Source organism: Marinobacter sp. CA1, assembly GCF_020546665.1.
GTDB lineage: Bacteria > Pseudomonadota > Gammaproteobacteria > Pseudomonadales > Oleiphilaceae > Marinobacter > Marinobacter xestospongiae.
This window is the reverse complement of record NZ_CP071785.1, coordinates 3,256,521-3,269,575: the sequence shown is the minus strand read 5'-3', so window position 1 is coordinate 3,269,575 and position 13,055 is coordinate 3,256,521. Positions and strand designations below refer to the sequence as shown.

13 protein-coding genes are annotated in these 13,055 nt (G+C 62.5%); all 13 read left to right on the top strand.

What is annotated here, in order from left to right:
• The first annotated feature begins 22 nt into the window (after positions 1-22).
• The 13 genes from J2887_RS14855 to J2887_RS14795 are packed head-to-tail and all read left to right on the top strand — an operon-like array spanning position 23 to position 13,055.
• Complete coding sequence (locus tag J2887_RS14855; RefSeq protein ID WP_227171878.1) at positions 23-328, top strand: hypothetical protein; 306 nt, start codon at positions 23-25, stop codon at positions 326-328.
• 8 nt (positions 329-336) lie between these two features.
• Complete coding sequence (locus tag J2887_RS14850; RefSeq protein WP_227171877.1) at positions 337-606, top strand: hypothetical protein; 270 nt, start codon at positions 337-339, stop codon at positions 604-606.
• The gene (locus J2887_RS14845; protein ID WP_227171876.1) at positions 590-886 is read left to right on the top strand and encodes a hypothetical protein; all 297 of its coding nucleotides are present in this window, start codon (positions 590-592) and stop codon (positions 884-886) included. Before J2887_RS14850 ends, J2887_RS14845 begins: the two co-directional genes overlap by 17 nt.
• Positions 883-1,497: a phage tail protein gene (locus J2887_RS14840; RefSeq protein WP_227171875.1), complete on the top strand. Its 615-nt coding sequence runs from the start codon at positions 883-885 to the stop codon at positions 1,495-1,497. The genes J2887_RS14845 and J2887_RS14840 overlap by 4 nt, the downstream gene beginning before the upstream one ends.
• Positions 1,497-1,952: a hypothetical protein gene (locus J2887_RS14835; protein ID WP_227171874.1), complete on the top strand. Its 456-nt coding sequence runs from the start codon at positions 1,497-1,499 to the stop codon at positions 1,950-1,952. Before J2887_RS14840 ends, J2887_RS14835 begins: the two co-directional genes overlap by 1 nt.
• Positions 1,953-1,955: 3 nt before the next feature.
• Positions 1,956-2,888 carry a hypothetical protein gene (locus J2887_RS14830; protein ID WP_227171873.1) on the top strand — a complete coding sequence of 311 codons (933 nt, stop codon included), beginning with the start codon at positions 1,956-1,958 and terminating at the stop codon, positions 2,886-2,888.
• 26 nt (positions 2,889-2,914) lie between these two features.
• On the top strand, positions 2,915-5,782 hold the full coding sequence (locus J2887_RS14825) for a phage tail length tape measure family protein (protein ID WP_227171872.1): 2,868 nt from the start codon (positions 2,915-2,917) through the stop codon (positions 5,780-5,782).
• The gene (locus J2887_RS14820; RefSeq protein ID WP_227171871.1) at positions 5,779-6,174 is read left to right on the top strand and encodes a hypothetical protein; all 396 of its coding nucleotides are present in this window, start codon (positions 5,779-5,781) and stop codon (positions 6,172-6,174) included. The genes J2887_RS14825 and J2887_RS14820 overlap by 4 nt, the downstream gene beginning before the upstream one ends.
• A gap of 3 nt (positions 6,175-6,177) precedes the next feature.
• The gene (locus tag J2887_RS14815; protein WP_227171870.1) at positions 6,178-9,507 is read left to right on the top strand and encodes a hypothetical protein; all 3,330 of its coding nucleotides are present in this window, start codon (positions 6,178-6,180) and stop codon (positions 9,505-9,507) included.
• Between the two features lie 16 nt (positions 9,508-9,523).
• On the top strand, positions 9,524-9,997 hold the full coding sequence (locus tag J2887_RS14810; protein ID WP_227171869.1) for a hypothetical protein: 474 nt from the start codon (positions 9,524-9,526) through the stop codon (positions 9,995-9,997).
• A gap of 3 nt (positions 9,998-10,000) precedes the next feature.
• Positions 10,001-10,849 (top strand): LamG domain-containing protein, encoded by an 849-nt coding sequence (locus J2887_RS14805; protein ID WP_227171868.1) that lies wholly within the window; start codon positions 10,001-10,003, stop codon positions 10,847-10,849.
• A gap of 6 nt (positions 10,850-10,855) precedes the next feature.
• On the top strand, positions 10,856-12,841 hold the full coding sequence (locus J2887_RS14800) for a hypothetical protein (RefSeq protein ID WP_227171867.1): 1,986 nt from the start codon (positions 10,856-10,858) through the stop codon (positions 12,839-12,841).
• Complete coding sequence (locus tag J2887_RS14795) at positions 12,834-13,055, top strand: hypothetical protein (RefSeq protein WP_227171866.1); 222 nt, start codon at positions 12,834-12,836, stop codon at positions 13,053-13,055. The genes J2887_RS14800 and J2887_RS14795 overlap by 8 nt, the downstream gene beginning before the upstream one ends.

Genomic DNA, 13,055 nt, shown 5'->3' with positions numbered 1-13,055 from the left:
GCCAGCGGTAAAGGAGCCCAGCATGCTGAAGATTAAAGAGGGAGTCGTCGTTCAGGGCCTTGGAACGGAAACGCTGCTGGCGGCTGTTGTCGCGCAATCCGTCTACGCCAAACACGGTAAGGACTGCGTGATCACCTCCGCACTGGATGGCCAGCACAGCGCGACCAGCCTGCACTACAGCGGCAACGCCCTGGACCTGCGGACGCGTCACCTGGACGCCGGCCAGGCCGAGGCCATTACCGATGATCTCCAGGAAGCGCTGGGCGATGACTACGACGTGGTGCTGGAAGGTAACCACATCCACGTCGAGTACCAGCCCAAGCGATGAGTGACGCGATGAGCGATCGACGCAGTTGGCACATTGATCGAAGCATCCCTCTGGCTGTCATCGCCATGGGTGTGGTGATGGTGATCCAGGTATCCCGGGACCAGTCCAAGCAGGACGAACGGATCAGCCTGGTGGAGAACTCCATCCAGATGCTGCAGCAGTCCCGGATCTCCGATCAGCAGCGAAGCGAGAAGAAGTTCGACGAGCTCAAGACAGACCTGCGGCTCATCAACGGAAAGCTGGACCGGTTGATAGAAGGGGATGGCAGTGGACGTTGATCTGGCCCGGGAAACGGCGGAAGTCTCCATCGACCTGTTTGGCGAAGACATTGCGATCGCGGGCCAGCCGGCTCGCGGCATTGTTTCAACTGAGCTGGTGGAGCTCAGCAGCTACGACGCGGTTGTCGAAAGCCGTGTGACGGTAGCTGTGCTGGTGGATGAGGTGCCCCCGATTGCAAAGGGGGTCCCGATCATCGCCCGGGGCAAGACCTACCAAGTCGATCAGCTGATGGCCGCCCAGGATGACCCGGATGTTCTGGTCAAGGTGGTGTTGCGATGAGCATCCATACCAACACCAAAGACCTGAAGCGGGCGCAGGGCGTTGTTCGTGGAGCTATCCGGGCGGTTGAGAAAGCGCAGTTTCGGGCCGTCAACCGTGTCACCTCCAAAACCCGAACGTTGGCCAGCAAGAAGATTCGAGAAGAAGTACGTCTCAAAGCCGCCTACATCAACCAGAACCTGAAGGTAACCAAGAAGGCGAGTATCAATGATCCAGAAGCTGTAATCACTGGCCGCAAACGTCCAACACGCCTTGCCCGCTATGGCGCCAAGCAACTGGCCCGCGCGGCGAAGTCGAAGAACGCTTCTGGTGATTCTGTTCGCGGTATCGCGCCTGGCCGAAAACAGGCCGGCGTTTCAGTCTCAGTCAGCCGACGTGGTGGCCGGAAGAAAATGCGCAAAGCATTCCTGATCCCTCTGAAAAGCGCTGGCGTTATGGGCGTGTTTACCCGGAACGGGTCTGGCCGAGGCGATATCAGGCATCGGTATGGTCCGTCCGTGGATCAGGTGTTCCGTGGTGTACGCAAGGGCCTGAAGCCGGAGATCCGGCGAAACCTGGCAGCAGAGTACAGCCGGCAGTTCGCCCATGCAGCCAGAAAGGAGATCAAGTAATGCCTGCTCGAGGAACGGAGTTGGTGGATCGAATCATCCAGGAACTGGAGCGCATCAGCCCAGCCAACGGTTTCCACACAGACGCAGGTAGCCGCGTCACTAGAGGTCGCCCTGAATCCCTCGAGTTGCAACAGGCGGGATTGCCACTGATCTCTGTGAGCACGTCGGCCAGCGACCCCGTTACAGCCAAGCCCCGTGCCGTGATCAAGGCTCGCGAAGTTCTGGTCACCGGTCTGGTTGATGCCAACGAACGGGACTACGAGCCCGACCTGGATGAGCTGGACGAGGACATCACCATGGCGTTGCTGGCATTGATGGGTATGTATGCCCTGCCCAGTACAACGGAGATCACGATTACTGGCGGTGACTACATCCATCCGGAGGGTGGCTCAAACACCGCTGGCATCACCCACACCATCACCATCAGCTACGCGCTGAAGAAGAACGAGGGCTAAACCATGGCATTGCAATCAACCACGCGCGGTTACAAAGGCCGCGGACGATTCATTCTCAAGCCCATCGGCGGTGGTCGGCCGTTCGAGCTGGGGAACGTTACAGGCTTCACTGAATCCATAGAGGTGGATCGTCAGTCCCGACAGGATTACACCACCGCTGCTGGCGGTGAGCTGGATGTTGATGAGAACGTATCGAGTTTTACGTTCGAGGCTACCTGTAACGACATCACACCGAAGAACATCGCAGCTGGCTTCCTGGCCAACCTCGAAAAGATCGGCGCCCAGTCGGTTGCTGATGAGGTGGTCGAGTCCTGGCCTGGCACTCGCGTGGGCTTCCGGTATCTACCCGATCCGGATCAAGCGGTAACCATTGCCGTTGCCGACGACACCACCTGGACGGCCACAACTGAAGTTGCGGCAGGTGCTGTGCTGGTTGACACCACTGAGGCCTACCTGGCGACCACTGGCGGTGAAACGGGCGCAACCGAGCCCACATGGCCCGGCGGAAACGGCACAGTTACCGATGGCGCCGTTGTTTGGCAACACATCGGCGCAGCCACTCTCGTTGCTGGTGATGACTACGATCGCACCCCGCACGGCATCCGCGTTAAAGACGTCCCGGTGAATATCGCCTACCCAGACGATGAAACCATGGTGCCGCTCAAGGCCACCTACGAGCGTAACCCGCAGTATCTGATCCAGGCGCTGGCCGCATCCCAGCAGTTGTTCGAGCTGCGCTGGGAAGGCCTCAACTCGGTGGACAGCGGCAACCCTCTCCATGCGACTTACTTCCGCGTGAAGCTGTCTCCCACCTCTGGCTTCCAACGCCATGGCGGTGACGACTTCGCCGAGCTGACGCTGTCAGGTACCGTGCTTGCGGATGAAAATCGCACCGGCGCTGGCCTGAGTAAGTTCGTCGAAATGGCGATGATCTGATCAGGGTTTGGGGTAGGGGGTAACCGGTGGCCGGTAATGATGAACGCGTCAATCTGCTGATCTCGGCGCTTGTCGATGGGCTGGAGAATGTAGCAGCCCTGTCTGGCGAGCTTCGGGATCTGGAGAAGGCTGGGCAGGATCAAGTGCCCGACAACACGCAGGACCTGCGTGAAGGCGCTGATGAGACCCGCGGCACGATGGAGGGGCTGCGGGCCAACATCGGTAAGGTTGTCGCCGCCGGCGCGGCCCTTGGAGGGATCGCGGCAACGCTCAAGTCTGTTAGTGGTGAAGCCGCAGAGTACGAAACCCGCATGCGGAAGCTGGAAGGCGTCGTCCGGGCAACCGGAGGCGCTGCAGGGTTTACCGCGCAGGAAATTCGCACCATGTCCCAGGAGCTGGCCCTGGGGACCCTCGGCAGCGTTGAAGAGTTCGAGAACGCCGCTGCTGCACTCCTGACGTTCAAGAGCATCTCTGGTGATGCGTTTGGCCAGGCTCTGGAGCTTTCCAAAGATCTGGCAGAGGTCATGGGTGGTGATGCGCAGTCCGCCGCTCGGCAGCTCGGCCGCGCCCTGGAAGATCCCGATCAGGGGTTGTCCATGCTCCGGCGATCCGGTGTTTCATTCACGGAAAGCCAGCGCGAAGTCATTAAGTCGCTGGTTGATACCGGCCGGGTTGCAGAGGCTCAGAAGTTAATCCTGGAGCAGGTTGCCAACCAGGTTGGCGGTGTTGCCAGAGCGATGGCCGACGGCACGCTGGCTGGCTCATTGGACACCCTGGGCCAGCGTTTCGAAGAATTGAAGGTCGCTTCCGGTGAAGCGATCAACCCTGCACTGACGTCCCTGGTGGACGACCTGGCCGGCGTCCTTGAGCTTATGGCCGGTAACCTCGATGAGATTGCCGCCACTGCCAAGGTGGTTGGCTCTGTGGCGTTGACCGCTTTTGCAGTGCGAATGGCAGGGGCTGTGGCGACGGCCAACGTCAGCTTGTTGACGATGTCCGCCACGCTAAAAGCCATGCCGGCGCAGATAAACAGTGTCACCGAGCGCATGTCGAAGCTGCAGAAAGCGGTGTCCTTGGTGGGTGCGGCTTTTGTTGGATGGGAGATTGGCTCCTACCTGAAAGACGAGTTTGTCGAAGTCGAGCAGGCTGGCATTGCCTTGTCCGCGGGGCTGACCAAGCTGGCGGAGCGGGCACGGTTTGCGTTTGAGGTGCTATCCACACCGGTCGACTCGAACACGCTCGAGAACATCTCAGCAGCTTACGATCGGATGCAGGTCAAGCTGACAGAGATTGATCAGATCTATGGCGAGATGTTCGCCAATGCAGGGAAGGTAACTGGCGCCCAGGCGGAGCTTGGGAATGAGCTTGATCGTACCGGCGAGAAGGTCGGCGAACTGTCCAATGACTTCATGGAGCTTGATGACGCGCTTCAGGAGGTGATTCAGGAGCGGGCCCGGAAGGCTGTACAAGATCTGAATGACGATCTCGGAAAGCTGGGAGTTGATCCGGAGCGATTCCGGAGTGGCCTGAGCACTATTGAGGCCGAGACAATTCAGGCATTCCAGCGAATTGCGAGCAACCCGAGCGCCACCGGTGAGCAGTTGGCAGCGTCATTCACCGCGTCGCTCGGGCGTCTCAGCAGCGATGCGATTCCAGTCTTGGGTGTGAGCCTCAAGAAAGCGTTGGACAGCGGGAAGATCTCCGCCAAGGAGTTTGAGGGCGCCCTGGAAGGGGTGACCGGGAGGCTGTCGGCTGAGGCGGAGAAAGCTGCCAAAGCGTTCTCTGGTGGTGAGATAACGGCCAGCGAATATCGCGAGGAACTCGGCGAAATCGAGCGCGCCGCGCAAGAGCTGGGAGTAACGCTGCCCGCAGTCTTTCGTGCCGCCACTGACAGCGCGGACGATGCTGGCGACAAGGCCCGGGAGCTCGGCGGGAAACTGAAAGAGACCGGCGATGTTGCCTCGGAAACTGCCACCAAGGTTGAGGGAGCATTCGACAGCTTTGGTGCAGCTTTGACCAGGGCCAGAGAGTCCGTGACTTCTCTAAGTAAAGAAGCTCGGAATCTGCTGGAAGTCCGGATTGGCGGCGATGCGTTTGTGGAAGAAACGGAAGATGCCGCCGCCGCTCTACAGAAAGCCAACCAGGAGGTATACGAGCTGTCTCAGGCCGGCCAACGCCTGATGAGCAACTCCTTCGCGGACTGGTTCAACAACGTGGCCCTGCAGGCGGCCCGGGTTCGACAGGAGTTCTACGAGCAGCAAGTGCAACTAGAAAGCCTGACTGACCGCGTGAATGCCGGGGCTTACTCCATGGAGGAGCTGGCGCGCATAAGTGAAACAGCGGCGAACAAGTTCTCCTTGCTGGATGACCAGAATCTCAGCGCCCTGCAGGGCGCCATCGACGCCGCCAAGCGCAAGTTGGAAAGCCTCAGCGATTCAGCAGACAGCACCCTAAATAGCCTTCGCCAACGGCTGGCGGACATTCGCGGCGATACCGAAGAGGCCCAGCGTTTGCAGTTTGAGGCTGAGCGCAAGCGACTGCAGGAGCAGTTGGAAGAAGCGCGCCAGGCCGGCGCCGATGCCGCCGCAGCCGACTACCAGGAAGCCCTGGACACCCTGGAGAAGATCAACGCCATCGAGCAGAAGAACCGGCGCGAGGAAGACAACGCCCGGGAGCGTGCGGCGGCTGATCGACAGCGTGAGCAGGAGCGAGCAGCCCGGGAGCGCCGGGAGGAGAAGCGTCAGATCAATCAGCCCGTCACTTCCGCAACGCGCCAAGTCGAGACCGTTCGCACGATAAATGTGAACCTGAACGGTGAGACCTTTCGTCTTCTTGAAGACGATGAGGACGCTTTTGTGCGGGCATTGGAGCAAGCGCGAGGGACGGTCCAATGATTACGCTATCCGATGGCACAGCCACCGTAGAAATTCCCTACGATTTGGCATGGACCGACCGCACTTGGTCGCCGGTTGCCCAATCCGTTACCCGCAGCGTGACCGGCGCGGCGATCATCATGGCGGCTTCCAGCCTGTATGGCCGGCCGATCACCCTGCAGGCGCCAGCCCGCGGCGGCTGGATGCTGGTCAGCAACGAAGCGCAGATCATTGCCTGGCACAACGAACCTGGCCTAAAGCTCGTTCTGGATTTTCATGGCGAGACCCACACGGTGCGATTCGCTCACCACAACGGCCTGGGCTACGAAAGCACCCCTGTCCGATACCAGGTCGATCCTGGTCCAGACCACCTGGTCATCCCCACTTTCCGATTCATCACCGTGGAGCCGTAGTCGATGCCCATACAAGAGCAAAACATCAAGATCCTCGCCAGCCAGCAGATGGACGATGTGCCAGAGGGTGGCGGTGCCGCCACGGGCCTGGAGATCGTCGACGGCGCGATGAACAACGTGTTCCCGGACGTCAGCGACCAGGACCGGGCCATGGGGCGGTTCCAGCTACGCAAGCTGTTCCTGGCGGTCCGTACCCTGAGCACCGACCGGTTCGGCAGTGCCCGCATGGTGGTGACCGCGCTGCCCGACGACCCAGCGGTGGGCTACACCCTGTTCTCCACCAACGACCCGTTTGATGTCCGCGACCAGGCGGCGAGCCGGGTAGAGGCCTATCTGTTCAAGGCCGGCATGTGGCCCGGTGCGCTGTATGAGAAGCACATCACCGGCATGCGTCAGATCCGGGTGATCCAGCGGGTGGGCAGTGAGCTGCCGCCGATCGGTAAAACCCTGTGCCTGGTCCAGCACGAAGACCAGCAAGGGGAGGTGGAGCAGTACGTCCGGGTGACCGATGTCTCAGTGTCGGAGCAGACCTTCACTCACAGCTACGGCCAGGAGTACGTGCGGTGGATCGTGACCCTGTCCCTGTCAGACGCTCTGCGCCATGACTTTGAGGGCCACGAGGTGAATCTGAAGGACGATTACGACTACAACGCCGGGGCTCGCCTGCGGGACACCACGGTCGCCGATGCAACCCGCTACCACAGCGCCCAACGCACAGCGGAACCAGCGGGTATCGGTGATCGGACCATCCGGGTGGAGTCGATCTTCTCCCAGCTGGTGCCCTCCGCCCAGGCCGAGACCCCCCTGGTTAACCAGCCCCTCAACCCGGAGCTGAGCGTGACGATCAACGCCGGTACCCGGTCGGTTGAGATTCCCCAACAGGCGCAGACCCTGGCACGGCAGGTCACCGCGGCCAATCGCCGGCTGAACTGGATCGAGACCCTGCCCGTAGCGCCGGCCCCGGGTTCCCTGTCCCTGAGCTACATGGCCCAGGGCAACTGGTACACCCTCACCGACGATGGTACGGGCATCCTCGCGGGCAGCGATCCGGCGTTCGGCACCGGCACCCTGGACTATGTGACCAAGGCCCTGTCCGTCACCCTGGGGGCACTGCCCGATGCGGGCTCGATGATCCTCATTATCTGGGGTACAGAGGTGCTGTATCAGCGCCTGTCGGGTCCCGATGCGATCAATGCATCTCGTCCGGAAATTCGTGGCACGCTCAACAACCTCCCAGTGGATGTGGGCTCGGTGTCCTTTGAGTGGCCGTCTGGTGGCGCCACGAAGACGGCCACTGCCGATGCGTCAGGTGACATCAGTGGTGACGCGACTGGTTCGGTTGACGGAACCACCGGCGAATACAGTCTGCAAGTGGCGAATCTCCCAGATCGTGGCGCTCAGTTGTTGGTGACCTCGTCGAAGCTGGAGCCTCAAACGTCCGGCGATGTCGTGCGTGGCCAGGACACTCTACCCGTCGGGCTCACTCTGGTGCTGTCGCAGACGCCGGATCTGGAGACCCTGCGTCTGAGACTCCCGCTCGGGTCCTCATCAGTGATCGCCAGAGCTAGAGGGGGTGAGATTTGGACAGACACGTCAAGGCGAGTGCTGGAGCAAAAGATAGGGGTGATTTCCGGTAACACGATCACACTGGACGCCTTGAGTGTAAGGGCTCGATATCAGTACATCGGTATGGTCGCCCAGGGAGGGGAGGTCGTCTGGGTCGACGATAAGAATCAGGAATACGACGCTTCCCTGAATTCCTCGGGGGCCGTTGTTGCAGAGTACACCGTTGCCGGTGCCCAAACGACGCCGGTATCGGTGACCGAGACTCTGGAGATCGACACCCTAATCGTCCCGCTGGCACCAACCTCTGCTGATGATGCGGTTCCGGAGTCGATTGAGTTTACGCTGGGTGGCCAAGTCTATCAGGATCGAGCGGGTCGAGCGGTCACAGATATCGATCCGGCGACGGGCGCCGCCCTGGATGCTGGCACTCTTGATTACGGCCTCAGTGAAGCGACCCTGAGTTACTGGATTGACGGTCAGGCCGCTGCGTTGAGCGTGACCAGTATGCTGACGGCGTATAGCTCATGGACGACGACGGCTGGCTTCTTCCGCACAGCGTCCGCCCCGCTCAAACCCGAAGCCCTGCAGATCACAGGTACCGCCGTCGACGGTGAGCAGTTGATCGCCACCGCCAACCCGGATGGCGACTTTGTGGCCGAGTACATCCAGGGCACCGCTGACTACACCATCGGTGTCGCCCAGGTGACCTTCGGCAAACTCGTGCCCGACAGCAGCCTGACGCCGGAACAGAAAGCCGAGCCCTGGTATGACCCGGCCAATGTGGATGGCGACGGCAACATCTACCAACCGCGCCCCATGCTGCCCAGCACCCTGCGCTACAACGCGGTGGCCTACCGCTACATCCCACTGGATGCGGACATCGTGGGTATCGATGCCGTCCGTCTGCCGTCCGATGGCCGGGTACCCACCTACCGGTCGGGCGACCTGGTGATGATCATGCACCCTCAGGATGAAGCACCGCAGACCGTGGCCACTGGCGATGTGGTGGCCACCCGGCCACGCGTAGCCTGGGTGCGGGTACTGGATGCCAACGGCGACGCGGTGGTGGACGGCTACAGCCTGGACCGTGCCACCGGAAACCTGACCTTCAATGACGTTGCCGGTGTCGCCATGCCGATCACCGTGCGTCACACGGTGGCCGACCTGCGGCTGCTGACGGACGCGCAGATCAACGGCTACCTGGAACTGTCCCGCCCCCTGAGCCACCCCTTCCCGGCCTCAGAAACCATCGTCGCCAGTTGCCTGTTGTTCGGCGACCGACGCGCACGGGTGAGTGCAACCTGGGATCAGGAGACCTGGAACGAAACCTGGTCCGACAGCCCTCAGGGCAAAGAGGCCACCGCCACCCTCAACCTGATCGATCACCCCATCACCGTGACCAACGAAGGCTGCGACACCGACCGCTGGGTGCTGCGTTGCACCAACGCTGCCGCTGACCAGTGGGAGCTGATCAGCGAAAAACGGGGCTTGGTGTGGTCCGGCAGCTACGCCCCCGGAGGCGACGACGTGGCCCCCATCAACCCCCGTACCCGGGGTACCGACGGCCAGGGTGGGGTGCCCTACATGCTGATCCCGGGCCAGGCCAATGGCGGTGGCTGGGAGACCGGCAACGTGGTGCGCATCAACACCGTGGGCGCCATCGCCGATTTCTGGGTGGCTCGTTCGATTCAGCAGAGCGACGTACCGGTGGGCGACGGCGAAGACGGCACCGAGCTGTACGCCCAGGGCAACATCAACCGGCCGTAAGATAGAGGCGATCGCAATGGATCTTTCACCAGAACACCTGGCCGCCCGCCTCGAGGCCGCCCGGGTACCCGCGCTTGCAGCCAGCCTGGCGCTGCTGCAACAGACCGACCCGCAGTCCGCCGACCGCGCCCGCATTGAGCTTTATGGCACCGCCCGGCCCGCCGCGGGTGATCCACCCGGCGGCACACCCATCGTGGTGATGACGCTCACCGCATCCGCAGGCTCGGTCGATGAGGCCGCCATCGAGCTGCAACTGGCAACGCCCATCGCCGGCCAGATCACCGGTGCCGATCCCACCACCGGCACCATCCCGCTGTGGGCCCGCATCAAGACCCCTGGTGGCGGCTGGTGGTCCGACGCCAGCGTGACCGTGGAAGGCGAGGGCGGAGAAATCCAGATGCCACAGACCGGCACCGAAGGTGGCCAGCCCGTGGCGCGACTGTTTAACGGGGCAACCGCGCGGCTGTCGTCGGCGGTATTTGGAGGATAATCGATGCCACTGGCTGGAAATGTCACGACAGTAGCGGGGATAACCGCGGATTATGTCCGTATTTTTCTATGGCCTGATCAATTCGCTGTGGGCGCTGTTAGGCCAGCAGTCAATGGAGACTGGTCGTTTGAGGTGCCAATTGCTGGCGATTACGGTGTTACATACATCGCCGCAGGCTGCAGGCCGATGACGGAGGGACCATACAATGTGCCTGCCGGTGCCGTCGATGGTTTGGTTTTACTCTATACGATGGACTCGATTGACGGCGGTGTTGTTGTTGATCAGGTCGGGAATTTTCAGGGCGCCATTGACGGTGATCCTCAGATTGTTGGGGGCCCGGTGGGCACGTCACTCAGACTCGACGGCGCGGGAGATCGAGTCGTAGTCGGTGATGTTGGCATTACGGATGCCGTGACATTGAGCGCCAAGGTATCGATCAACACCTTGCCGAGTAATGATCGAGTGGTTCTGTTTGGACTGCAGGACGAAGTCGGTAGCCGTTACAACCTCACCGTGTCACTAGAGACGGATGGATCGCTTAGGCTCTGGTGCACGGAATCGGATGGCAATCAGAGCACCTTCAATATCGGGGAGGCGTTCCAACAGGGGGACTACTTTACGTTGATTATCGACCACCAGAACGGGCGTTTCCGTATGTTCATTGACGACATTACCGTCGTCGATCACGCCGGTCCGCCCGGAGGGATCGGCGGTGAAGCTCTGGATCTGGTGATTGGAGCAGATATTACGGCCATTCGTTACGCCAGCATGGACATCTGTCAGTTCCGAGTATTCAGCCGTGTGCTGGCAGACATTGAGCGGCAATGGCTAAAGCTGGAAGGTGAGGGGTAGGTTCTAGTGAGCTACACCCCACCCCCCCTAACCAACCCGGTCACCTTAAGCCCCGACTACACCCCACCAGACCTAACCCTCCCCGTCGTCCTGGGCACCCCCCAAACCCCAGGCGGCCACCTGCAGGCCAACCTGCCGACCCCGTCACCAGCCATCACCCTGGCCGCCTCCGGCCAGCAGACCCTCGATGGCCAACTGGCAACCACCCTGGCCACGCCTCAGCCCACCTTGGTGCCTACTATCCAGGGCGAAGTGGGGTGGGTCGGGTCTCTGGTAGCCAGCCTCCCGGCACCATCAGTACCGGCACCCGATCTGACGGCAAGCCTGGCTCAAGACTTGGACCTGCCAGACACCGACGGTGCCCGCACCCGCGCACCGCATCACACCAACATGCCCCGGCTCTCCCTGGCGCAACGGCTCCAGCAACAGCAGGCCAACGCCATCCGGGTACCAAGCCGCTGGCTGCACCAGCAGGCCCTGGCCCGGGCAGGTCGGCTCACGGGCCGATACGCGGAGACACGCCACCTGCGCCGGCCACTCACCGCGCCACACCAGCACGGCCTGGCCCTCAACGCAGTGGCCTGCTGGAGCCACACCGACGCCCTGCGGAGCCGGGAGCGGGTGGCTGCCAGGCACCAGCAGGCGGTACCGGCCAATGGCCATGCCCGGTCGGGCTGGGCAGACACGATCAAAGTCCGGCGTGGCTGGCGACTGGCGGAACAGCAGGGCCAGTTCCTCCGGCGGGCGCTGGGCATTGATACCCGCACCGCCTGGCCCACCGGTGCCCGCATCCGCCTGCGTTGGCAGCAAGCTGACGACCCCGCGCCCGGCTACTGGTGGCCGGTCTACCAGCCGCCCGGGCTGCGGGTGGTTATCCCGTGCACCGGTGACTACACCCCACGCCCACTGCGCTGCCCGGTCATTCTGGGCGCGGACTACCCGCCCCAGCCGCCGTGTCCGGTGGAGCCGGGCGACGACACCCTCATCATCCCCGTCAGGGAGGAATACTACGTGCTCAACACCGTCACACTCGCGCTGCTGGACGGCACGCCCCTGCCGGCGGCGGAGTTCAGTGCGTCCATCGACGTCGACAGCTGGACCTGGTCCTGGTCGGCCCGCCTCCCGGGCAACGTGCTGCCCCTCATCGCCCCTGGCAACACCAACCGCACCGAGATCCTGGCGACCCTCAACGGCGAACCCCTGCGCCTCACCGTGGCCACCATCCAGCGTGACCGCCGCTTTGGCGAGGCCTGGTTACGGGTCAGTGGGCGAGGCCGGGCCGACGTACTGGCGGAGCCCGTGGCACCGGTGATGGCCTTCAACAACCCCAGCGAACGCACCGCCCAGCAATGCCTGAACGACGCCCTGACCACCAACGGCGTGCCCCTGGGCTGGACCCTGGACTGGCAGATCGAAGACTGGCTGGTCCCGGCCGGCCTGTGGTCCCACAGCGGCACCTGGATCAGCGCCGCCACCCGCATCGCCGAAGCCGGCGGCGCCTACGTGCAGGCCCACGACACCAACCAGGTGCTGCGCATCCTGCCCCGGTACCCGACACTGCCGTGGCACTGGGCCACCACAACCCCGGACATCCAACTGCCGGAAGACGTGGTGGAAGTGGAAGGCATCGAATGGCTGGAACGGCCAGACTACAACGCCGTGTGGATTCACGGTGCGGACCAGGGCAGGGCGGACCAGATCGTCCGGGCCGGCAGCGGTGGCAACCACCCCGCACCCACCGTGGTGGACACCCTGGCCACCGACCCGGCCATGACACGGCAGCGCGGCGCGGCCGTCCTCGGTGACACCGGCAAACAGGCCCGCATCAGCCTACGGCTACCGGTACTGCCAGAGACCGGGCTGATCCGCCCGGGCCAGTTCATCGAGTACCACGAGCAGGGCCAGACCCACCGTGGCCTGGTGCGCTCCCTCAGCGTGCGCCATGCCTTCCCGGAACTGTGGCAAACCATCGGAGTAGAAACCCATGAGTAACCTGTACCGACGCTTCGCCAGCATCCTCCCCAACGAACCCCGGGACAAAGGCCGGGTGATCGCGGTACACAGTGACGGCGTGACGGTGGAACTGGTCACCGGTGACCACCGGCGGGTAAGGGGTACCGCTGCAATCGACGACCACGTCTTCATTCGCGGCGACCGAATCGAAGGCCCAGCGCCGGCCTTGAATGGATTAACCCAGGAGATCTGA